Origin of the sequence: Acinetobacter sp. C13 (assembly GCF_016809775.1) — a bacterium.
In the GTDB taxonomy this organism is placed as follows: domain Bacteria; phylum Pseudomonadota; class Gammaproteobacteria; order Pseudomonadales; family Moraxellaceae; genus Acinetobacter; species Acinetobacter pittii.
This window is the reverse complement of sequence record NZ_JAFBJL010000001.1, coordinates 76,876-100,261: the sequence shown is the minus strand read 5'-3', so window position 1 is coordinate 100,261 and position 23,386 is coordinate 76,876. Positions and strand designations below refer to the sequence as shown.

Below are 23,386 nucleotides of genomic sequence, written 5' to 3'. Positions count from 1 at the left end.
ACAATTAACGTTTGATTTGAGACAATGGATGCTCTGGTGGATAGTTCGGAATGGTTGGTTTACCTGTTCCTAACATCACACACATCAAGGCATCTTCTTGACCTGGGTTAAACAGACCACGGTAAATTCCCGGTGGAATTGAAATCAGATCACGCTCTTTTAAACGGGTTTCAAATTTTTCGCCGTTGTGCTCAATAAACAAATCAATTTCGCCGCGAAGCATAAAGAAAACTTCTTCAACATCGTGGTGAATGTGCAAAGGACCTTCACACTGTGGTGGTAGAACCATGGTTGAAAACGTGAAGTTTTCTGCTGGAACGGTGTTACCGTCATTTGCAACACCTGTTGCACCCGTACCCATGTAACGCATTTGTGCACGGCGATATTTCGGGTCGTAATCTGCTTGGAACTTCAAAGCATCAAAGTCATATTTACGTGTCTCAAAGCGAGCAATACGTGTGTTTAACCAATCTTCTAAAGAAGCACCCTCTGGTTGTGCCCACGATTCGAATTGTTGTGTAGTCATTTTTTAAACTCCTATACAGTGAATTAATAACGTTTTAAAAGAGGAACCAAGAACAACGACCCAATGACAGCGACAGCGGCCAAGAAGGTAATTCCTAAATTAAAACTATGTGTTTGCATCACGATGTAACCGATAAGAACAGGCGCAATTGCACTTGCAAAATTACCTAAACCGTTAAATATTCCGCCCGCAGTCGCCCCTACATTTGAGGTCGTTACTCTTGCAAGCAGAGCAAATACAGCTGCTACTCCAAAACCCCATGCCATAGCACTTAAAGACATGGCAGCAATAATCAATAATGGCTCAGTCATAATGACCATCACATACATGAAGATGCCCGCGAGTAATAAACCGCTAAATACTTGAATTGCGCGGCGGCCTAACTTGTCAGATAAAAACGCACCGATAATTTCGCCAATTAACATGGCAATGAACGGAAAGCTTGAATACATCCCAAACTCTTTGAGATTGAATCCTTTGTCTTGCATTAAGTAAGAAGGAACCCAGCTGTTTAAGCCCCACAAATACGTCATCAACGCAATGTTAAAGAGACAAACCAACCAGAATGCGCTGTTGCTGAGCAGCAATTTAGTATTGGCAATGTGACCTTTGAAATTAGTGCGTTTACTCTCGCCCTCAATTTCGACAGTTTTCTTGAGCTGCAAGTTACGCAGACCAAAAACAATGCTAAAAATCGCAATCAGGGTTAGCGCAGCCATCACAAAAAAAGTGGTATGCCAGTCGTGGTGAGCTAAAACATTTGCAGTGATCGGGAACCCAAGGAATGCACCAATCGGTGTTCCAAGTAAGAACATGGTAGAAGCACGTGCCTGCTGACGGTCCGTATAAGTCTGCTTAACAATGGTGTATGCCAAGGCAAATAACGGGCCTTCTGCTAAACCAAGCAGTACACGTAAAACCAACATGCCTGAATAACTGGTGGTGAACCCCATACAGAACATGAGTACGCCCCACGACGTTACACTCCAGAACAGCATTTTCTTTGGGTTAAAGATGTCACCCAAAAAGCTTAGAAAGACTGATGAAAAACCATAAGCAAGTAAGAAACTTGTCATGAGCCATCCGAGCTTGGCCTTATCTTCAGCAATTCCCATTGCACTTTGAAAATGAGGATCTGAAAATAAAACCGCAATACTAATCTTGTCGAAAAACGCCAGTACCACACACACCATAAGGACAAAAGCAGGTACCCAATGCTTCAATCCACTTTTTTCTTCATTACTCATGTGTCATTCCTTCGATTTGGTAATGAGAACCAGATTTAATGTTTACGGTTTTAACTTCATGACATTAAATTCAGCATCTGCTAATAGTTTTGGATCTAAAACGGTGTTGGCTTGCATCCAACGTTTTGCCAGTTTGATCAGTTTAGAATCATTAATGGCAATCATGTTGAGCAAACGATTTTCATGGTCCAGATATAAATAGCTCACCTGATCTTCCCCACCTTGGCGAATGACTACTTCCTTCGTTTTTTCAGGTTGATACGTACCTAAAATCTGGATATTAAAGTGATATTGATCTGACCAAAGCCATGGAATATCGCTATATTCGGTTTCAATGCCGAGCATTGACTTCGCAGCTGCAATCGCCTGATTTTGTGCATTTGCCCATGACTGAATGCAATAACCCAAGCCCGGATGAATCGCAACATCACCTGCGGCATAAATGTTTTGATCTGAAGTTTGCCCAAAACAATTCACTACAATGCCATCTTTCACATCGAGACCAGCATGTACACCTAACTCTTTGGCAATCTCAGCGCCTGCACCTACTACGACACAGTCAAATAACTGGCTATTTTGTGGGTGATTCACCACTTCAACTTTTTGATTTGGCGCTTCAACTAAATGAAGACTCTTGCTGTCTAAATGAATTTTTGTACCTTGAGTTTCATGCATATTTTTTAAAAATGCAGAAACTTCCGGGCTCACGCTTCTTGCACATAAACGGTCGCCATATTCAAAAATATGAACATCTTTACCTTGCTTACGTGCAGTTGCAGCAATTTCTAAACCAATCCAGCCACCGCCAATCACAGCGACATTTTTTGCATTCTTTAAAATTTCAGCCAAACGTTCACAGTCATGCACATTGCGTAAAGTCACAACATTTGGAATGAACTGCCATGTATTGACGGGTACACGTGCACGGCTTCCAGTTGCAATCAGCAATTTGTCATACGGCAAAACCTGACCACTTTCTAAATGAACCTGTTTTTGCTCACGATCGACTTTTGTCGCAATTTCCGGTTTATGCCATTGAACGTTAAACTCTTGAACCTGCTCAGGAGAGAACAGATTCAAACTTTCATACGTTGCTTCTTTTGAAAGTACTTGCTTAGACAGTGGCGGACGCTCATAAAACACTTGATCTTCATTTGAAACCACGTGAATTTCGCCCACATACCCATTTTGACGCAAGGTACTTACTGCCCAACCCGCTGCCTGTCCGGCACCTACAATTACGATCTTTTCCATAGCCATCTTCCTTGTAAAGCAATACCTGTTAAACAGGCTTCACCTGACGGCGGGTTGTGTCATCAAGACCACCTTCAATCGCCCATTCAGTGAAAAGCTCTAGACGATGTTCTTCTACACGTGGTTGCCATTCTTCTGTCAAATAATCATCGTTGGTGTAGTATTCAAATGCACCACCTAATGGTGAGTTGACGTACCAGAAATAAGCAGAAGAAATTGGATGACGTCCTGGTCCAATAAAGGTTGACCACTCCGAACGATTCATATTTAAACCGCCCCCAATCACTTCATGGATATCACGAACGACAAATGCAACGTGATTTAAGCCAGCAGGTTTATTTGGAACACTGAGCAAGAATAAATCATGGTGATAACCTTCACCGCGGCAACGTAAGAATGCACCGCGATTTTTGTAAGCATCAGATAAATGGAAACCTACTTTTTCAATATAGAAGTTTTCAGTTGTTGCCAAATCCGGTGTGAAGAACACCACATGTCCAATCGCAACAGGTTGACCTTTTTCATAAACAGGACTTGCTGCATTCACACGTTGAATGTTGCCGTATTGGTTAATACCTTCCGTTTTAAGTTCAGGTACTTCTTTAACAAAACTTTGTTCAAAACGAATGGTCATGCCATTTGGGTCGATACACTCAACTGTATTTTCAGTACGTTTAAAACCTTCTACATCGGCCAAACGAGCTGCCAAGTCTTCAAGGTCTTGAGCACTATCAACGCCCCAAGTCACTTCACGTAAAGTTGAACCTTGTTCAATAGCAGTCGGCAAACGCTCATCATCACAATTAAATAGATAAATCTTGCTACCATTTTGGGTTTGGTAAAGATCAGTACCTTCAATATCCGAAGTACTTTGGCTTAAACCAAAATCTGCCAAAAACTTGTTTGAAGCGGCTCTATCTTCAACTCCAAACTTTAAAATCTCGATCCCTGTAATCATTTGACTACTCCTTAGTTAAAGACAAAACCGCCATTGACCGGAATATTTTGACCTGTCACAAAAGAGGACAAATCCGACAGTAGATACAATGCTGTTCCATTTAAATCTTGTGGAAGTTGCTGACGTTGAATCGCTCTTCCGTTGACATATAAATCGTGACGTTCTTGAGGCACATACTCGGTTGCTTCAACCAGAGTAAGGCCCGGTGACAATGTGTTGACACAGATATTAGATTGTCCCAACTCTCTTGCCATTGAACGCGTCATGGCAACAATTGCACCTTTACTAGCAACATAAGCCATCAGGTTCGGTGCGCCCCAAAGTGCTGTATCGGAAGCAACATTAATGATCTTGCCTGCAGCCGATTGCTTTAAATGGGGAACGCATGCCTTACTGATCAGCCATGTGCCTTTCACATTAATATTCATGACCCGATCCCAAAGTTCAGGATCGTAATCAATCATATTTTTTCCACCGACATTGGTCGCCAGTGCCGCGCAATTCACAAGGCCATCTAGTCCCCGTAATACTTCAACGCTTTTTGCAACAGCATTTTCAATAGAGTCTGCATTGGCAAGGTCAACGGTGACAGCATGAACATTTAGTCCTTGTTGTTGTAACGCTTGTGCTTCTTGTTGCACCAAGTTAGACAAAATATCTGCCATCACAACTTCAGCACCTGCCTCGGCAATGGCTTGAGCGAAATCTCTACCTAAACCACGCGCAGCACCAGTCACTAAAACTTTTTTGCCTTGCAACAACGCTACATTAGCCATGAGCTTCTTCCTGCATCTCGATACGGTTTGATGCATTTAGTGCAGCAATTTTCTTTAATTGCTTCTCAGCTTCTTTTTTCATTAAACGGCGTAAACGCGCAAGACCAACATCGTGTTGATAGAGAAACTCTTTTTCACGCGCATTTGGCGCAAGGTTTTCTAAAATAATTCGGTCTTGTTCTAATACATCCCAATGCAACTGTTCTAAGTGATTGCGATATAAGAAACGCCATACATTACGTTGCCAACCACTCACCTTACGGCAGCGCCAGAAAAATACGCGAGTATTGTTGGCATCAATTGGCGTTGCATAACCCACAATCCAGAATTCACCACCTGGACCAAATTGTTTACGGTATGGAATTGAAAGACGTAACCAGCTTGCACCTGTTGAACCATATTCAACCCAGTCAAAGTTCACACCTGTTTGACCTTCTTTTTCAAAAACAAAGCCATTATCGGTCGTGCGGTGCTTCATCTCTGCAGTACGTTCACCATCTGCCATCGAGTGCGATGTCGCGTGTAAATAGGTCCCATGCATTGGGTCCATCACATTATCAATCGCGTATTGATGGTTTACTTTCCAGTCTGCTTGGCAAAGGAACGCACTCCACTCTTCACTTGCAAGTTGCTCTGGGAACTCAAGCGGTGCTGGTTGTTCATTTGCATCAATACCAAACCAGATGAAGATTGCGCCATGTTGCTCAATGACAGGATAGTTCTTTAAACATTTAGTGCCGGTCATTGGACATTCATGAACCGCTGGCACATCAGCAACCACACCATCAGCACGAACTTCAACACCGTGATACCAGCAAGCAACTCGGTCACCTAAGTTCCAACCAAGGGAAAGACGAGCACCTCGGTGTGGACAGCGATCTTCAAGTGCATGAACCTGACCTTCGGCATCACGCCAAACCACGATATTTTCGCCTAAACGGGTAATACCGACTGGATTAGCAGCGACTTCCCAACTTGCCAAAACCGGATGCCATTGGTCACGTAAACCAAGTTCTAAATATTCTTCAGCGCTTTGTGAAGTTGATACGATTGCGTTCATTTTATTCTTCCCTGAATCAATAACCTAAACGTTGCATTTCTTCTGTAAAGCTTGCAGAAGTCCATTCATCACCAGATTCACAGCGGAAACCCTGTTGATTAAGTGCAGAAACAACGTCATCTAACTCTGTTGCGCCCGCAGAAAATGCCTGAATCAAGTTTTTTACAAAATCCTGTTCATAGAGAGTTGGCTCTTTATAACGTGTCTGCCAAACCAACAATTCAGATTGACCTGGAATTTGAATATTGTTGATACCTGCTTCGGTTGCCGGCGTTGCATGAATCCAGCTTGCCAACTTTTCATTAAATGTCTTCATTGTTCTGCTTCCTTGTACATGTGAGGACTAGAGTTGAATTTGAATATCCTGTCCTTCAACACGAACTGGGTACGTACATAGGTTTCTACACCCTGGCCCACTTTTTAGCTCACCTGTTTGAATGTCAAAAATTGCTTCGTGCAATGGACATTCAACAGTCTGATCTTCGATAAATCCTTCGGTTAATAAGGCATACGCATGAGGGCAAACATTTTCGATAGCAAAGTAATTTTCATCGACGAAAAATACGCCTATTTTTTTCCCTTCAATTTCGATGGCTTTCGGCTCATCTTCGCTAACGTCACCCTGCTGACAAACTGAGATCCAACTCATACCTTGCGTCCTCATTTTGTTTTATATACAAAACATAATTTGATTTTCAAAACACAAGCTAAGCATAATCCCCTTGATCATTTTTTGTCAAAGTAAAAATAAATATAAAATTCATTAGTTTACTAATTTTTAAATATTTTGTTACGTTTCAAGAAGGAAACAAAGTTTTAAATATAAAAATTGTTTTATGCATTTTTAACAATTACAATAGTTATAAAATAAAGCAGCATGCCCCAAATTGAATCATGTTTTATTTATAGGAAAATGACACGAATGAGCATAGCAATTGAAGAAGATTCGCACGAATCGGAAACAACAAAAAATGATGACCGATATTTAGTTCCCGGACTTGTACGGGGTTTAGCTATCTTGCAAGCATTTAATCAACAAGCGCAAGAAATGACCATTACAGAAATTGCTGAAATTTTAGAAGTGAACCGTTCTAGTGCATTTCGCCTGATTTATACACTCGAATCTTGTGGCTATTTAAGAAAAGCATCTCAAAAAACTTATGCACTCGATTCCAAAGTCATGGAACTTGGTTTTAACAGTTTATCTAAACTTTCATTACTCGATTTATCGACACCTTTAATGAAAGAACTACGTGACCAAACCAAACTCGCTGTACATCTTTCTATTTTAGAAGGTACTCATATTGTCTTTGTAAATAATATCCAATCGATGGGAACCTTTACGAGCAACATTAGTTTAGGAACTCGCTGGCCTGCCCATGCAACCGTCATTGGTCAAATGCTTTTATCTGATTTACCTGAAACTGAAGTACGTCAGCGTTACCGCAATTTTAGCGATTGGGACAGTTTCTCTGAACTGACGCCAACCAATTTAAAAGCTTTATTGCAAAGACTCTCTTATGTAAAAACTCAAAAAACCATGGTGAGCTGGGGTCATTACAATCACGATATGGCAGCCTGCGCGGCGCCTATTTTTAAACAGTCAAATGGTAAAATGGTCGCTGTTATCTCTGTAAGTTGTCCAATTACCACTTACGATGAAAGAACATTTAAAGAAGATATCGCAAACCTAGTTGTTGAAACAGCAAACAAAATTTCCAAATTTATTTATTAAAAAAAGCGACGTTAAGTCGCTTTTTTTGTACTTTTATTTCTTCAATTAAAAATTACTTTCAAATACTTTCCCATTCATATCCTGAAAGATAATTGTCGAATTATTTTCTTTAATATCAAATTTTAAATACTGTTGTTTAAACTGAATAACTGCATAAAACTCTTCAGCACCATCATCTAAACCTGTCGCAGAGACCTGAGTACCTTGTGGAAAACCGTTGAGCCACGCAGCGTTATAAAAATCAGATACAGAATTAAATTCACAATATTCTTTTGGCTTGGCCATTATTTTTGCAGCCATTTGATCAAACTGTTGTTGTTTATAAACCTCTAAGCTCAACAACATGATCGCTCTCCAAATTAAAGCTGGTTAGAGGCTAAAAGCTGTTTCTTTTTAACCTTTTCCCATTGATACCAACCATAAGCGGCCATCATAACAAATGCTGCATATAACGCAGCTGTTAAAAATAAATCTTTATAGATAAACATGCCGACATAAATAATATCGACAAATACCCAAAGTACCCAAGTCGCAATATGTTTTCGGCTGGTCCAATACGTTGCAAGCAAACTAAATGCTGCAAGTTGAGAGTCGAGCATAGGCACTGCTGCATCGGTAAAGTTTTTAAGAATTAAGCCAAAAAGCAAGCCACCTACCGCGGCAATGATCATTTGGATGACAGCGGTTTGAACTGCAATCGGTTCAATTCGAATATCGTGATCTTGCTGCTTTCCTTTAAGCCAGTAGTAAAAGCCATAAAAATTTACGACCATAAAAAAGAACTGCAAAATCGTTTCGCCATATAGCTTAAATTCGTAAAACAAATACGCATATAAAACAAAGGCAAAGAAATTAAACAGCCAACACCACATATTACGGATTACCGTTAATCCGACTCCAATCAGGCTAATCAAGACCGCAAAGATTTCTAGAGGTGACATAAAACAGCTGCTTATTGAGATCAATTTGACGAGGTATTATGAGAAAAATATAAAGCTAAGCAAACTGCTAATTTAAATAAATGATGGAAATTAAAGTTGTCTGAGGTTTTACTCTTTTCTAATGCTATCGATTTATCTCAATACACAGACAAAACAAATACTGATCAAGTTACTAACAATTTCTATTTGCTAGTTTTTAAACGATTGTTTAAAACATGATTAAAGACGAATAAAGAGCATGACAATATGTCAAATCAAGAAGGAAAAGTCAGCCGTGAAACCCGCGGGCATATTTTTTTAATTGGTCTAGATCGGGCAGCAAAACGTAATGCTTTTGATAGTCACATGATCAAAGACTTATCACTAGCACTCACTGAATATGAAAATAATGATGCCCTGCGCTGCGCGGTTATTTTTGCTCATGGCGATCATTTTACAGCTGGTTTGGACCTAGTTGAGTTACAACCTAAACTCGCTACAGGTGTTTTTGATTTTAGTGAAAATGAAATTAACCCTTGGGGCACAATCGGCCAAAAGCTCAGTAAACCTTTGATAGTAGCGGTACAAGGTTATTGTTACACCGCTGGTATAGAACTATTTCTTAACGCAGATATTACGATTGCGAGTGAAAATACACAATTTGCTCAAATGGAAGTTCAACGTGGCATCTTACCTTTTGGGGGAGCTACTGCACGTTTTACTCAAGCCGCAGGCTGGGCCAAAGCCATGCGTTATTTACTCACTGGTGACTCTTTCGATGCAAAAGCAGCATTTGATATGAACCTGATTACCGAAATATGCCCAGATGGTTCTCAACTCAACCGTGCAATAGAACTTGCTGAACATGTTGCGCTAGCTGCTCCTCTTGCTGTAAAAGCGACCCTCGCCTCTGCTCGTGAAGCTATTAACGAAGGTTACGGGGTTGCCTTTAAGCAATTACAAAACCATCTTCAACCTTTGCTCACAACAGAAGATGTTCAAGAAGGTGTATTTGCCATGTTGCAAAAAAGACCTCCTGTTTTTAAAGGTAAATAATACCTGCTCAAGCACTGCGCTCTACAGTTTAAAACCTATGGATATACAGAAATTAGCGTAAAAAAAGCCCACACGATGCGGGCTTTTTTTCATTAATCTTCTTTATTCAACTCTAACGATTTTACCTAGCTCATCATGGTGAACGACTGTAATTTTCTGACTACGTCCCTGTTCAATTTCATGTTCAGGTAAATCAAAATAGCGCGCATAATCCTCTGTCTGTTTTGCTTTAAGCGCATTACCGCCAACACGATGCTCAGGCAGCACATGACTCCACAACAATAAGCAAATTGCACAAGCAATTAACGCAGTAATGCCATGTTCAATGCCCAAACCAAAGGCACTAAACAAACGGTGAACTAAATGTGTTTTTTGGAGTTCAGCCAAAACCCAGATAAGTACAAATGGACGCCACAGCAACAACCAAACCGCCCACATCATGGCTGTGCTTGTTGTAGAAGCATAGCGTTTATGCCATGGTAATTGACGGCGTAAATCAATAATCAACGAATTTGTCTTCATTTCTCTCTTTACCTAACGAAGTGCTGTGGTTTTCCCCAGACATCAATACAGCACGATCTTTAAAATCTCATGACTCTTGCATTTCATCCACGAATGCCCCGATCCGGGCTCACCCAACGCGCACGTTTCTCATCTCCACGTTTTAAAACTTTTGGAAATGCCACAATAGTTGCCGAGATGGTGATTAGCCAAAAGACCAATGGATACCAGATCATCCAGAAATAGTTTTTTCCTAGATGTGGTTCATAACGACTATCCATCCATTTGCTTAAAGCAAACTGAATGAGACAGGTTGCCCCCAATAAAATACCGCTACCATACGGTAAAAATGGAGAGCTCACAACGGCTAAAGCAGGGACCGGTAAAATAAAATGTACCAACCATAATAAAGCCATCGCCAACATTAAATACGACCAAACTAAGGTTAAGCACAGCTCAAACATTAATGGCCATAAAAAATTTAGTTTTGGCTTAGTGAACACATCAATATTTTTAATTAATACCTGTGCCCCACCCATAGCCCAACGTAAACGTTGTTTCCACAAACCGTTTAAAGTTTCAGGCATTAAAATCCAGACCAAGGCATTCGGTTCAAAACGAATGTCCCAACCTGCACGTTGCAATTTCCAAGTAATATCGATATCTTCAGTCAACATATTTGGTGACCAATAATCGACTTGGTGAACAGCGCTCTTACGAAAAGCGGTAATTACACCCGATACGGTAAATAAGCGTCCAAAGGTACGTTGTGCACGTTTAATCATGCCGACAATCGAAGAAAACTCACCGACCTGAATACGCCCTAGCAAAGTTGAGCGAGTACGGATACGCGGATTACCCGTCACAGCTGCAACTGTTGGATTTTCCTGAAAATGACGAATCATCCACTTTGCTGCATGAGGATCAAGTAAAGCATCGCCATCGATACCAATTAAAAACTCGGCATCGGTCATTAAGCTTCCGGCTTGCAACCCCATGGCTTTACCTTGGTTTTGCGCCAAATGAACAACACGGAGTTTTTCATGTTGTGCTGCTAAGCGGTCGAGTACCTCGCCTGTATTGTCCGAGCTACCATCATTAATCGCAATCACTTCAAAATGAGGATAGTCCAGTTTTAATGCATGGCTAATGGTTTCTTCTGCATTATCCCCTTCATTAAAACAAGGAATTAATACAGCAACTTTTGGATAACTCTCTAATGGAGCTGGTTGATCGTAAGGCGGGGCCTGACGTTCTTTCCAATAGAAAATAATCGCGCCAATCATCCATAAATACGACATGAATAATGGATAATAGAAAACGAATTTTAAGGCATGCGACCATATTGCAGCAAAGATTGTCATGTTTTAGCCTCGACTACGGCACAAGACGAGATGATTTTTCAGCAAATGCTTTATGCATAGTGTCCACATCCGGATGATCTTTAATTGGGTCATCTGGGTAATATCCGACATGCATTACACCTTGCTGATACAGAGAATGAATTGTTGCGGCCATTTCAGTTGAAGGTACCTTTTCGTTTTTACGCCAGTCGGTTGCCTGTAACTCAAAAACAGTTTTCTTAATACCATTTGGATATTGTTTCACGCGATCAACCATATCTTTATAGAACTGATCAGCATTATCGACCTGTTCCATATAAGGCATTGCCATAATAGCCGTAAAGTCATAGCGTTTTAACGACTCTTCAAGCGATTGTGAATACCAGTTTTCTGCATATGGTTTTAAAGCAACTTGCGCATATAAGTTACGTGCGGTGAGCAAGAACGGTTCATATTGTCGCACGTCATCAACGAGTTGCATTGCAAAATCATCTAGATATTTTGTCTTATATGCCGTCCATTTTTGCAAATCTTGATCGTTATCGCGAATTTTTGCCAAATCTGTAGGTAAACCTTGTTTCGCATAAGCTTTTAAGGCATCTGGGCTTGCATCTTCATAGTCAGATAAGGTGACGTCGTCATGGAATAAAATTCCGTTAAATGAAGATGACTTAGCCAAATCTTGATAAATCTCACGAATAGTTTGGCGTGCGTCTGCTGAGAACGGACTTAAACGGATATACCCCATATTAAGGTGTTCACCTGTTTTTGCTTGCTCTGTCACCACCAAATCTTTAGAAACTGGATCAGTTTTTGGTAATTCCCATGCCAATAAAGGCATCCATGCATAAATACGACTTACAGGCGTACGGGTTTGAATTTGCCATGCTACACGGTTAAACAAGTCGGCACGCATTGGAATGTGACGATTTGGGAAATACACCATATCAGCAGAGCCATTCGCGTCTGGATCTGAAAATGCCTGTAAATAGACAGTATTTACACCCATCGCATTAATTCGGTCTAACAAGTGACCTAAATTACGTTCTTGCTGTTTCGGGTCTGGATCATAAATATAGTCCAGATCGATATGCATAATTTTTTGCGGACGGTTGTTATCCGTTAAATTCAATTCACGATTTTTAATTTCTTGAGCCAAATCATCAGTAGTCATATCGCCTTCTACCAAAATACGGCTCATATTTTGAAGAGATTGTTTTGCGTGGTCTGCCCCATCATCCAGTGTAATGGTAATTGGCATACCCAGCTTTTTAGCAATTTGAACTGTTTGCATATTATAGCGGCCATAAGGCCATACCATAATGCGTGGCGAACGTAAGCCGTGTGCTTTAAGTAGTTCGTTATTTTTCTTTAAGTCGTTATAAATACGTGCCTGATATTGTGCATCGTTCTCGTAGGTTTGAGTTTTTACATCATAAAAACGAGTAGTTGCGGCAGGTTCAGAGTTGCCTTGCGGGTTGCCTGTAATACCGCGGTGCAAATGATAGCTATGGTTTGCAATTTCAACAAAGCCACTATCTTGCATTACTTTCAGCTCAGGCCAGCTTAAGATTTTATCGCGTGGAATTTCTTCCCCTGAAAAATCGACTTTTTGCCCAGCTTTTGGCTCTAACCATGAACCTACAACAGCAAGAACAACCGGAATTTTTTTAGCTTTAATGACTGGATAAGCATTTTGATAGAAAGATTGATAACCATCGTCTACAGTTAATAGAACAGGTTTTGTAGGCAGTTGAAATTTACCTTGATGAGCACGGATCAACTGATCAACCGTAATAAAATGGAATCCGTTTTTTTGCAGCCATTCAACATGCTGTGTAAATTGTTGAGTCGTCACTGCATATTGAGGAATTAATGCATTTTTAGTATCGGTAATTTCATGATAACCAATCACCGTAAGTGTTGACGCGTCCAGTTTAGGTGGTTTGGCTAATGCCATGCCTGACAAGCCTGCCAAAGCTAAGCCAAGTGATATGTTCAACAAAGGAGATGCAAAGCGGATAATCATGAAATAGCGTCTCAATAACAATATAGATTATTTATGCGAAGTTTGATTTTAAGACGCAAACTTTTTGGAATTTGGTCTTAATGTCAGCCTGCCCATAAATGAACAGTTTCTCAGTCAGCATTTATAATCAAATAATCTGAAAATAATCTTAAATATTTAAAAAGCTAAAATATAAATTAATAATGTATTTATATTTAAAGCTCATATAAACAAGAAAGCCCTCTAAAGGGCTTTAAATTTTCACTAGTCACGAGTTTTGACATCGAATAATTCAATTTCAAAAATTAAATTAGAATTAGCGGGAATAATCTTACCCATTTTACGCTCACCATAAGCTAAATGAGCAGGTACGATTAACTTACGCTTGCCGCCAACTTTCATTCCCATAATGCCTTGGTCCCAACCTTTAATTACACGGCCTGTTCCAATCACGCATTCAAAATAATTACCGCGATCAATTGAAGAATCAAATTTTGTACCGTCTTCTAACCAACCTGTGTAGTGAGTTGTAATCAAAGCACCTTTAACCGCTTCTTTGCCTTCACCTACTTTTAAATCGATAATTTCTAATTCATTTGACATGGTTTACCCCTTAATCTGAATCTTTAAAATCGCAATTGGTACTTAGTGTACCAACTGAATCTGTAGAATTTGTTGCGCTTTTCTATGTTACTGTAACTGTGTCCACACAACACTTGCCTGACCCTTTTCACCTAAAAGCGTCCACTCGTTGTCCATGACATTTAATTGAAGCTGCATTGTACGTTCACAAAGTTGTTCAAGCTCTGCTGTACTTTGAGGAGCAATTTGCCACACCTGAACGTTACTTAACGTTTTAATTTTACTGTTTCGTTTCCACCATTCTTCGACTTGTGTGCCATACACAACAAGCGCAACTGTTTTACAGCGCGCACTGGCTTTTTTGACTTTATCTTCAGATGGTAAGCCAACTTCAATCCATGTTTCTAACTGACCCGTTAAATCTTTTTGCCATAACGCTGGCTCATCAGTTTCAAAAAGGTCTTTAGTAAACTCAAGCTCATCACTTGCGAAACGGGCAAAAGCCATCAAACGAACCATTAAGCGTTCTAAAGTTTCCGAAGGATGCAAGGCAAGCGTCAGTTGATAATCACCATAAATATGGTCATCCATATTGGCAATATTCAAGTCTGCCTTATAAATTGTTGCTTTAAGCGCCATGATTAATATGTCCAAAAATTTGGCGCTAAGGATACTCGATTTTGGGTAAAAAATTATAAAAAAACTAAACAATGCAAAGCATAGTCATGTGAAATTTGCATATTCTTCCAAAACGCTCAGCTTATTTTATAGTTGGCCGGCTTTTTGCTTTAGAGAGAGATATTTTCCTCTTGCTAAAATTGATGACTTATGTGGCTAAAGCTCAAGCGTAGTTTATTTTTACAGGTTCTTTGTGCGCTCTTTCTTGGGGTTGCAGTTGGAATCGGCTTTCATGATTTCTCCCTTTCTCTAAAGCCATTAGGTGATGGTTTTATTTCTTTAATTAAGATGCTGATTGCACCAATTGTGTTTTGTGTTGTTGTACTGGGAATCTATGGTGCAAACGACATAAAAAAAATGGGCAAAGTCGGTGCAAAAACGATTCTCTATTTTGAAGTGGTGACCAGTATTGCTTTAATTTTAGGCATTATTGTGGCCTATGTATTTAAACCGGGCGTCGGTATGAATATCGATATTAGCCATTTAGATGCAAAAGATTTAAGTACCTATACCGAACGTGCCCACGAGATGCATACAGGTTCGGAATTTCTACTCAATATTATTCCCAAGACCTTCACTGCCGCTTTTGCAAACGGCGATATTTTACAGGTTTTATTGATCGCTATTTTATTTGGTGTTTCCCTACTTTTAATTCCTAAACATTTGGCAGAGTTAGTACGTCAAGCGCTTGAAGCTTTTTCGGAAGTCTTCTTTAAAATTATGGGACTCATTATTCGTTTAGCTCCAATTGGTGTATTCGGTTCAGTCGCCTATACCACTGCTAAATTTGGTTTAGATTCACTCTTACAATTGGGTTATTTAGTTTTACTGTTTTATGCAACCTGCATTTTATTTGTCGTTATTGTTTTAGGTTCGATTTTAAAACTTGCCGGTCTCAACATTTTCAAATTTGTGGGCTATTTTAAAGATGAACTCGCTATTGTTTTAGGTACCGCTTCTTCTGACTCTGTTCTTCCTCAAATTATGAAAAAACTCAAAAATTTGGGAATTAAAGATTCAACTGTCGGTTTGGTTATTCCAACTGGTTATTCATTTAATTTAGATGGCTTTTCAATTTACTTAACTTTAGGCGTGATCTTTATTGCACAGGCCTGCAATATTGATTTATCTATGCATGACTTACTGGCTATTTTGCTGGTTTCGCTCATTACTTCTAAAGGTGCACACGGTATTCCAGGTTCAGCCTTAGTTATTCTTGCAGCCACACTTTCAGTGATACCAAGTCTCCCTGCAATTGGCTTAGTGCTTCTACTTTCAGTCGACTGGTTTATCGGAATTATTCGTGCCTGTACCAACTTAATTGGTAACTGTGTCGCGACCGTAGTGATCGCTCACTGGGAAAAAGATATTGATCATGCGCAAGCTAAAGCTGTGTTAGATAGCAAACCTTAATCCCACTCTGCAGAGAACATTGAATTACTTTTGGTTTAATGTTCTCTACTTTTCAAACTGACAGGCAAGTAATGCTGTTTCAAAAGCCAACCAATCGTGATGATGTCCGCTAATGATTTCAATACGGTTATCAATGCCCTCTTCACCCGACTTATAATTAAACTGATCAGGATTAAAGTTAAAAACTTTCCATCCTTGATCTGTGTTAAAAATTCCCTTAATTCGGAGCCAGTCTTGCTGTGCACACAACACATCAAGCAGAGCATAAAACTCAAATTTCCAGCGTTTAGGCAACTTCCAACCAGCCACAATATAGCCTTGTGCCGACTCGACATAATGATAAGGTAATTGCTGAATTTCCTTCTTAACCTCGGTTTCAGTCATTTGTTTTTGAAGTTTAAGTAAAGGTTGTATAGATCGCTCAGTTAAACGAGCAGCTACATCAATTTTATTTAACGCTAACTGACCATGTTCAATTTTAATCCACTCTTGGTGATAAGGCTGGTATTCGTCTTTTAATAGCTCAAGCGCCTGATCATCTTCAAAAGTCATAACATCGGTATGTGACACCACCACAATCTGGGCAGCTTTTAACTGATCTTCATAAAGGTTTTGTTTAACCCAATTGGTATCATGCAAACGACTACCATCTACCACAGTAATCAGTGCCCGCATGGCTAAACTACTTTGCCAATGAGGCTCAGTCAGTTGGTCAAATAATTGAGAAGGATGCCCAAGTCCAGTCGGCTCAATAAAGAGTCGATCTGGCTTTTGTTCACTCAAAAGACGTGCTAAAGCAATATGCATCGGCAATTGACTGCTACAACATAGACAGCCCCCTAATAGTTCTTTGACTGCATATCCTGCATCTTGAGGTAAGAGTTGTTGGTCTACTCCAATTTGTCCAAACTCATTCATTAATACAGCCCAAACCTCATCTTTAGGTTTTTGGCTTAATAAATGCTGTAATAATGTGGTTTTTCCTGCCCCTAAAAAACCAGAAATAATATGGGTGGGAACAGTTTTTGGGGCTATCAGTTTCACAAGCAGCTCAAATCAACAAGGTTTAAAAAACTAAGAAAGATATATCACTGTTTAAGTAGCATGAAAATGATTTTTAACTTTGAAGATATACTTTTCAATTATCAGGCCGAAATAGTTAATATGTGACATACATCTCATTTAAAATCTATATTAACTCTGGATAATTATAATTCAAACGGAATATTCTATTTAGGCGCATTCACAATTCATGCCAGAGTGTTAGGTTTACGTAACACAGTTGATCTTTTTTCATTCGATAAGAAATATTTTTTCACATTTTAAGGTGTATTTAAGCCCTTTTATTTTACAGATTGCTCACATAAATGACCCGTATATTTCATATTGTTAAGATAGCCGTAATAGATTGTTAAGTTAATTGATGTAATACCAAGCTCGGCTTAGCATGTGTCCTAGCTTAGTCATTCAGCCATACAGGTTTCAGGTATGTATGAACGATTAGGTTTAATTTATTTTTAAATGAAATTTAAGGATGCCATAAAATGAAATTAGCTAAAACTTTACTCGCTACTACACTTGCTTTAACTGCTGCTTCAACTTTCGCTGCTTCTAAGCACGACCAAGCACATAACACTGCTGGTGAAGAAAAAGTTGTTGTTTCAACTCAAGAACAAGCAAACACTGCAAATGCTGCATCTGATGCTGTAGGTTCTGCTTCTGAAGCTGCTCCTGCAACTCGTTAATTCTCTCAGCATTCTCCTCCAAGCTCAGAGATAATTTTACTGAAATGAAAAATGGACGCTGAATTTTGGTAAAGAAGAAAAAGGATCGAACCATGCTGCGGTTCGATCCTTTTTTAATTTGATCTATTTTTTTAAGAAGTTTTCTTATACATGCTACAAGATGGGTTGTGGTTTTCTTGAAGACGTAAAACCTTACGATGCTCAGCAGCTTCAAAGCGGCAACGCTTCCATTCTGTATTGAGATTTAATTGAGGTACTTCACATGGCTTGCCCTGTTCATCAACAGCAACCATCGTGAAATAACAACTATTGGTATGGCGCACTGTCCGCTTCTGGATATTTTGCGCTTCAACACGGATTCCGACTTCCATTGAAGTACGGCCTACATGGTTAACACTTGCCAAGAAGGTTACCAACTCACCTACATAAATAGGTTCTTTAAAATTTACTTTATCTACAGATAAAGTCACCACGTAGCCACCCGAATAACGACTTGCGCAAGCATAAGCGACTTGGTCTAGTAGTTTTAGAATCGTACCACCATGAACATTACCTGAAAAATTTGCCATATCAGGCGTCATCAAAACTGACATCGTCAATTCAGACTGATCATCAGTTGCTGTGGTCATTTCATCTAATGTAGGCATAGCTCAACTCTGTCTTAAAACAAGCTCAGTCAACATTATGGTTGATAATTCACAAAAAAAACATGCTTAAATCCATAACATAGCATCGTATTTTTTAATATCTTTGATTGTTTTTAAAAATTTAATTTTTTAAGGCACTATTTTTAAAGTTATTTTTTAAAGCTGTTCTATTTATCTTAGAATTTTTTAGAAGATGCTATGCCATTTTATTCCATGTTCAATGGCATAGCAGGTTCTTATGAGTGACTTGCTAAACTTTATTAATGACGCCTGTTACACCATTAATAATCATATCAATGGCGATCGTACCAATTAATAAAGCAGATAAACGCCCGACAATATCAAAATAGCGGTCAATATGTTTGGCATGTTTATAGCGTAAATGATCATGTGAAAATTTCATCAAAATCAAAATACTGCAAGTTAAAAACAAGGTGAAAGCAATCACTAGGGCTGCTTCACCAATTGACATTTCAATTCCTGTGACTACCGCAGCGCTAATAGTCCCTGGACCGATCATAAACGGCATGGCAATGGTGCCAGCCAGATGTTCTGGAGCACCACGCATTTCTCCAATGGTGTCGGCACCTTGAAACACATAGCGGTAGCCAATCACCAAAAAGATAAGGCCTCCAAAAATCTGAAAGGCTTCAAAACGTACATTCAGATATTTACTAAAAATTGTTTCGCCGCCCCATGCAAATAGCATGAACACGACAAAAGCAATCAAACTTCCCTGAATCAGTGCTTTATTAAACACCTTGGCTTCTGAATGGCGGATCAGGCCAATCATATAAATGCTCATTAAAAATGGATTGAGCAACGAGAAAAATAAAGCAAAAGAATGTAGATAAGGAGAAGCCATGCATTTTCCTCTTAAGCTTGTGGATCTGGGAACAATGGACGATTCCCGGGGCTAATACGATTAATATGTAAGAACGTCATATGTCTTTCATATTTATCTAAAATATCGTTAATGACCTGTTCTTTACTGTAGCCAACCAGATCGTTATCTTGCGAGCCGTCATAAAGATAGGTTTCAAGTCGGAAATAGAACTGTTTGCCACGTTTTACACGCTGACTGAAGTTCGGCGCGCTATAGCGTACAGGCCAGATCTGATAAACAAAGTTTTGCTCTTCTTCCAAATGGATAGTCAGATCTAAATGGTAAAGCGTATCTTCATCTTCAAGCGGGGTTTGCTGTATATCCACATTCATACCCTGCTTAATCAACTCATCAGCAACAGCCTGAACAGCTGGCAAACACACCGTATCTAGCATGCGCTGTGTTTCAGTAGTTCCCGGATGATGCATGACTCGAGTTAAACGCTGTTTCCAGTTCAGAATATCAACGTTCCCTACCACTGGTGCTGCATTCATACTGAGACTAGCATGCCTGTAATCTTCAAGTCTGAGCGACTTATAAAGCCCGGCCATCACAAGGAACATCACAAAACTAAACGGCAATCCCATAATAATAGTTGCGTTTTGCAAGGCGGTAATGCCGTTGGTCATGAGCATGGCTAATGTAAGTAAACCAATCGCCACTGCCCAAAACACGCTTAACCAACGTGGAGCATCATTATCAATATTAGTGAGTTTAGTGGTGAAGTTACCTAAAACCAGAGCTCCTGAATCGGCAGAAGTCACGTAGAACAAAAGTCCTGTTACAGTGGCAATTGAAGCAATAAAGGTAAAACCTGGATATTGCGCTAACAGGTCATAAAAACCATGAGCCGGATTTGCTAACACAGTCGCTGCTAAGGTTTGATTGCCTTCAAAAATAACGCTGTGCAGAGCACTATTACCAAAAATAGATAACCACGTAAGTGTAAATAGAAGGGGAATAATTAAGGTACCGCAGACAAACTCACGAATAGTACGCCCTCTTGAGATACGTGCCAGAAAGAGTCCTACAAATGGAGACCAAGCAATCCACCACGCCCAGAAGAAGAAAGTCCAACTACTCATCCATTCTTTAGGCTGTTCAAAAGCAAAACTTTGTAATGCTAAAGCAGGGAAACGAGTTAAATAGTCACCAATATTTTGGACAAGGGCATTGAGTAAAAACTCGGTATTTCCCAAGAATAAAATAAACAGCAATAACCCGACCGAAACATAAATATTGATTTCAGATAAAATCCGCAGGCCTTTATTGACCCCAGATGTCACCGAAATAATACTAATACCGACCGCAACAGCAATCAGGATAAATTGCATCCAGATATTTTCTGGTAACCCCAATAACACATGTAGGCCATAATTCAGCTGTACTACTCCAATCCCGCAGGTCGTCGCAATACCAAAAATTGTCCCGATCACGGCAGCTGTATCAACACTATGCCCAATCGCACCATTAATTCTGTTCCCGAAAATTGGGTAAAGTGCAGAACGAATGGTAAGCGGCAAATTATAACGATAGCTGAAATATCCCAATGACATACCAATCAAGGCATACATACACCAACCAGTTAAACCATAGTGGAATAAGGTCCAAACCATACTTTGGCGTGCTGCTTCATAGGTTTGCCCTGCTCCGACTGGAGGTTGCATATAATGAGATAGTGGTTCAGCGACCGAGAAGAACATGAGGTCGATACCAATACCAGCCGAGAACAGCATGGCAGACCAACTCAGTAAACTAAACTCAGGCTTTGAATGCTTAGGTCCTAATTTGATACTGCCATATCTTGAGCAGGCAATAAAAATCACGAACGCCATATATAATGTTGCGGCAAGCAGATAATACCAACCAAAAGTTGAAGTTACCCACTGAAGCACGGCATTCATGACCCGATTAGCAAAATCGTTGAACAAAAACGTGACGAGAGAAAAAATTAAAATAAGTACAGCTGAAAAATAAAAAACCACACGGTTGAGCGGGTCTTTTTTAGATTTAGATAATGTTAAATCATCAACTGCTCTTGGATTATCTGTTGCCATACAATCCTCAAGGAATAAAATAAAAACAAAATATTTAATTTCGTCTTTTCACTCTTATTTAAAACAATGAAAAGACGACTTTAAACGCAAAAAAATAATATATAGATGTGATCGATTGAGGTTATAAAACCTCGGTCACTTTATTCTGGTCACAATTCGATGGGACTGAAATGTCTTTTGAAACAGCTAACTGTTTTTTCACTAATTGAGGGTCAAAATCATCTTGCTTTAACGCTTTGGCTAAACCAAACATATAAAGCAAAATAATGACTGAAAATGGTAAACCACATAACACCACAGCACTTTGCATGGAGTTAAAACTACCGGCTAGAAGCAAGCCAATACTTACAATGGTAATTACCACAGACCAAAAGACGCGTAACCAGATCGGTGAATCACTATCATTGGTGCCCCCTTTTGAGGACAAATTAGCGATCATTAGTGTACCAGAGCCAACTGGTGTCAAAAATAAAACGAAACAAATTACAACAACAATACCAGCAACGTAAGGATTAAACGGCAGATATTCGAGTAATTTAAATAAAGATAATGCTGGATCAGTTAAGACCATATCACCTAATACTTTCTGTTTTTGCTGCAAGATAAAATAAATTGCAGTGTTTCCAAAAACCGAAATCCAAGCCAGTGTAAAGCCGAGTGGAATCAGGCATACACCTAATACTACTTCACGAATGGTACGTCCTTTTGAAATGCGGGCAATAAACATACCGACAAAAGGCGCCCATGCAATCCACCAAGCCCAATAAAATACAGTCCACGAACCCAACCAGCCACTGGCTTTTTGATTGTACAAATACATATCAAAACTTTTACCAATAAAATTATTGAGATAATCGCCCGTATTTTGTACCAGACCATTTAATAAATGGTTTGTCGGACCCGTTAAAAATACAAATAAAAGTAAGGCATATAGCAGACGTAAATTAATACGCGACAACCATGCTAAACCTTTTTCAATACCCACCACTGTCGTAATCGTCGCAACGAACATCATAATGAGCACGGCAGTAATTAAAGTCGCAGAGTTATCCGGAATTTGAGGAAGTAAATAACAAATGCCCGATACGAGTACTAATGCTCCAATTCCCAAGTTGGTCACTAAGGAAATAACCGTCGCTAAAATTCCAAAACCATCGACAAAATCACCCACCAAGCCATGCACTCGCTCTCCAAAAATTGGGTAAAGCGCTGAACGCAGTGCTAATGGCAAGTTTTGTCTAAAAGCAAAGTAGCCTAAAGTAACTCCGAGCAATGCATAGAGCACCCAGCCATGAATCCCCCAATGCAAAAAGCTATAAGTCATCGCATTACGGGCTGCCTGAATCGTTCCTGCCTCACCTTCTGGCGGTCTTAAAAAATGGTCAACAGGTTCGGCCACACCATAATAAAGTAGCGCAATACCAATCCCTGCCGAAAACAGCATTGAAGTCCAAGCCAAATAGCTAAACTCAGGTTTGTCGTCATCTTTTCCTAAAGGAATCTGTCCTACTTTTGAAAAGGCGAGCCAAGCGACAAAGCCCAGACACAGCACAATAACCAGCATGTAATACCACCCGAAAAAGTGATTTACTTGCTCTTGTACATAGGTCAACCAAAACTGACTTTTTTCTGGAAACAGCACAAAAAGTAGGCCAAAAATGCCAATACTGATGGCTGAACTCCAAAATACGAAACGATTTAACCGAATATGGTCTGAAGAATATCCATCACTTTTCAACACCATCTTATTGCTCCTTGCAATCGGTGTATTTTTCTCAAAATAACGTGATAAGTAATGTACTTATGCGCATCATCCTATCCTTTAGAACCTTTGATTTCACTTCTTTCTTTTTAGAAGCATGTTCAAAAATTCATTGATTTTTACATATCATACTTGTTATTGATTGAACGTTCAATCAATAACAAGTATGATAAAAAAGTGCTATGATGCTCTGCAAGTTAACATGTTGAATTTTAAGCACCCATAAAAGTGC

24 protein-coding genes are annotated in these 23,386 nt (G+C 39.5%); 4 read left to right on the top strand and 20 right to left on the bottom strand.

The genetic code is table 11. The features are described 5' to 3' along the window. Positions 1 to 4 precede the first annotated feature (4 nt). Genes JGE69_RS00480 through JGE69_RS00445 form a run of 8 tightly spaced genes read right to left on the bottom strand, consistent with a single transcriptional unit; the run spans position 5 to position 6,470 of the window. On the bottom strand, positions 5 to 526 hold the full coding sequence (locus tag JGE69_RS00480) for a cupin domain-containing protein (protein ID WP_002117566.1): 522 nt from the start codon (positions 524 to 526) through the stop codon (positions 5 to 7). 23 nt (positions 527 to 549) lie between these two features. Beyond that, positions 550 to 1,773 (bottom strand): MFS transporter, encoded by a 1,224-nt coding sequence (locus JGE69_RS00475; RefSeq protein ID WP_005803015.1) that lies wholly within the window; start codon positions 1,771 to 1,773, stop codon positions 550 to 552. 42 nt (positions 1,774 to 1,815) lie between these two features. Next, positions 1,816 to 3,027 carry an NAD(P)/FAD-dependent oxidoreductase gene (locus tag JGE69_RS00470; RefSeq protein ID WP_005803017.1) on the bottom strand — a complete coding sequence of 404 codons (1,212 nt, stop codon included), beginning with the start codon at positions 3,025 to 3,027 and terminating at the stop codon, positions 1,816 to 1,818. Between the two features lie 28 nt (positions 3,028 to 3,055). Further along, positions 3,056 to 3,985, bottom strand: a complete 930-nt coding sequence (locus JGE69_RS00465; protein ID WP_069037295.1) for a VOC family protein — start codon at positions 3,983 to 3,985, stop codon at positions 3,056 to 3,058. An 11-nt stretch (positions 3,986 to 3,996) separates the two neighbouring features. Then, entirely contained in the window at positions 3,997 to 4,761 is a 765-nt protein-coding gene (locus tag JGE69_RS00460) for an SDR family oxidoreductase (RefSeq protein ID WP_125518769.1), read from the bottom strand. Next, on the bottom strand, positions 4,754 to 5,821 hold the full coding sequence (locus tag JGE69_RS00455) for an aromatic ring-hydroxylating oxygenase subunit alpha (RefSeq protein ID WP_005070727.1): 1,068 nt from the start codon (positions 5,819 to 5,821) through the stop codon (positions 4,754 to 4,756). Before JGE69_RS00455 ends, JGE69_RS00460 begins: the two co-directional genes overlap by 8 nt. Before the next feature lie 16 nt (positions 5,822 to 5,837). After that, positions 5,838 to 6,137, bottom strand: coding sequence for a recombinase-like helix-turn-helix domain-containing protein (locus JGE69_RS00450; RefSeq protein ID WP_005070730.1), 300 nt, complete (start codon positions 6,135 to 6,137; stop codon positions 5,838 to 5,840). A 27-nt stretch (positions 6,138 to 6,164) separates the two neighbouring features. After that, the gene (locus JGE69_RS00445) at positions 6,165 to 6,470 is read right to left on the bottom strand and encodes a non-heme iron oxygenase ferredoxin subunit (RefSeq protein WP_002117586.1); all 306 of its coding nucleotides are present in this window, start codon (positions 6,468 to 6,470) and stop codon (positions 6,165 to 6,167) included. A 273-nt stretch (positions 6,471 to 6,743) separates the two neighbouring features. Here JGE69_RS00445 and JGE69_RS00440 point away from each other — a divergent pair, with 273 nt between their 5' ends. Further along, positions 6,744 to 7,556: an IclR family transcriptional regulator gene (locus JGE69_RS00440; RefSeq protein WP_005803024.1), complete on the top strand. Its 813-nt coding sequence runs from the start codon at positions 6,744 to 6,746 to the stop codon at positions 7,554 to 7,556. A gap of 45 nt (positions 7,557 to 7,601) precedes the next feature. Here the strand turns inward: JGE69_RS00440 and JGE69_RS00435 are convergent, their stop codons facing one another. Both JGE69_RS00435 and pnuC read right to left on the bottom strand, forming a co-directional pair. After that, on the bottom strand, positions 7,602 to 7,901 hold the full coding sequence (locus JGE69_RS00435; RefSeq protein ID WP_199111797.1) for a hypothetical protein: 300 nt from the start codon (positions 7,899 to 7,901) through the stop codon (positions 7,602 to 7,604). A 14-nt stretch (positions 7,902 to 7,915) separates the two neighbouring features. After that, the gene (gene pnuC, locus JGE69_RS00430) at positions 7,916 to 8,497 is read right to left on the bottom strand and encodes a nicotinamide riboside transporter PnuC (RefSeq protein WP_199111796.1); all 582 of its coding nucleotides are present in this window, start codon (positions 8,495 to 8,497) and stop codon (positions 7,916 to 7,918) included. A gap of 246 nt (positions 8,498 to 8,743) precedes the next feature. Here pnuC and JGE69_RS00425 point away from each other — a divergent pair, with 246 nt between their 5' ends. Then, positions 8,744 to 9,532, top strand: coding sequence for a crotonase/enoyl-CoA hydratase family protein (locus JGE69_RS00425; RefSeq protein ID WP_199111795.1), 789 nt, complete (start codon positions 8,744 to 8,746; stop codon positions 9,530 to 9,532). A gap of 102 nt (positions 9,533 to 9,634) precedes the next feature. Here JGE69_RS00425 and pgaD read toward each other — a convergent pair whose 3' ends face one another. The 5 genes from pgaD to JGE69_RS00400 form a co-directional block, all read right to left on the bottom strand. Continuing rightward, entirely contained in the window at positions 9,635 to 10,054 is a 420-nt protein-coding gene (pgaD, locus tag JGE69_RS00420) for a poly-beta-1,6-N-acetyl-D-glucosamine biosynthesis protein PgaD (protein WP_005075401.1), read from the bottom strand. Between the two features lie 83 nt (positions 10,055 to 10,137). Further along, entirely contained in the window at positions 10,138 to 11,397 is a 1,260-nt protein-coding gene (pgaC, locus tag JGE69_RS00415; RefSeq protein WP_002117710.1) for a poly-beta-1,6-N-acetyl-D-glucosamine synthase, read from the bottom strand. Positions 11,398 to 11,410: 13 nt separating this feature from the next. Further along, the gene (pgaB, locus tag JGE69_RS00410) at positions 11,411 to 13,405 is read right to left on the bottom strand and encodes a poly-beta-1,6-N-acetyl-D-glucosamine N-deacetylase PgaB (protein ID WP_199111794.1); all 1,995 of its coding nucleotides are present in this window, start codon (positions 13,403 to 13,405) and stop codon (positions 11,411 to 11,413) included. 243 nt (positions 13,406 to 13,648) lie between these two features. Further along, positions 13,649 to 13,987, bottom strand: a complete 339-nt coding sequence (locus JGE69_RS00405) for an FKBP-type peptidyl-prolyl cis-trans isomerase (protein WP_002117532.1) — start codon at positions 13,985 to 13,987, stop codon at positions 13,649 to 13,651. Between the two features lie 87 nt (positions 13,988 to 14,074). Continuing rightward, complete coding sequence (locus JGE69_RS00400) at positions 14,075 to 14,605, bottom strand: YaeQ family protein (RefSeq protein WP_002117684.1); 531 nt, start codon at positions 14,603 to 14,605, stop codon at positions 14,075 to 14,077. Positions 14,606 to 14,794: 189 nt separating this feature from the next. On the opposite strand from JGE69_RS00400, the gene dctA reads away from it, so the two are divergent. Further along, entirely contained in the window at positions 14,795 to 16,057 is a 1,263-nt protein-coding gene (gene dctA / locus JGE69_RS00395) for a C4-dicarboxylate transporter DctA (RefSeq protein WP_032004182.1), read from the top strand. 45 nt (positions 16,058 to 16,102) lie between these two features. Here dctA and JGE69_RS00390 read toward each other — a convergent pair whose 3' ends face one another. Next, complete coding sequence (locus JGE69_RS00390; RefSeq protein WP_199111793.1) at positions 16,103 to 17,101, bottom strand: CobW family GTP-binding protein; 999 nt, start codon at positions 17,099 to 17,101, stop codon at positions 16,103 to 16,105. Positions 17,102 to 17,601: 500 nt separating this feature from the next. Between JGE69_RS00390 and JGE69_RS00385 the strand changes: the two genes are divergently transcribed. Then, positions 17,602 to 17,802, top strand: coding sequence for a hypothetical protein (locus JGE69_RS00385; RefSeq protein ID WP_000761577.1), 201 nt, complete (start codon positions 17,602 to 17,604; stop codon positions 17,800 to 17,802). Between the two features lie 131 nt (positions 17,803 to 17,933). On the opposite strand, the gene JGE69_RS00380 is transcribed toward JGE69_RS00385, so the two are convergent. The 4 genes from JGE69_RS00380 to JGE69_RS00365 all read right to left on the bottom strand — a co-directional run bounded on the left by JGE69_RS00380 (position 17,934) and on the right by JGE69_RS00365 (position 23,136). Continuing rightward, entirely contained in the window at positions 17,934 to 18,449 is a 516-nt protein-coding gene (locus JGE69_RS00380) for an acyl-CoA thioesterase (RefSeq protein WP_005070756.1), read from the bottom strand. 250 nt (positions 18,450 to 18,699) lie between these two features. Then, a complete protein-coding gene (locus JGE69_RS00375) occupies positions 18,700 to 19,314 on the bottom strand; it encodes a MarC family protein (protein ID WP_002117499.1) in 615 nt (204 codons plus the stop codon). 11 nt (positions 19,315 to 19,325) lie between these two features. Then, the gene (locus JGE69_RS00370; RefSeq protein ID WP_199111792.1) at positions 19,326 to 21,392 is read right to left on the bottom strand and encodes a choline transporter; all 2,067 of its coding nucleotides are present in this window, start codon (positions 21,390 to 21,392) and stop codon (positions 19,326 to 19,328) included. Positions 21,393 to 21,513: 121 nt separating this feature from the next. Next, complete coding sequence (locus JGE69_RS00365; protein ID WP_057068449.1) at positions 21,514 to 23,136, bottom strand: BCCT family transporter; 1,623 nt, start codon at positions 23,134 to 23,136, stop codon at positions 21,514 to 21,516. Positions 23,137 to 23,386: the final 250 nt, after the last annotated feature.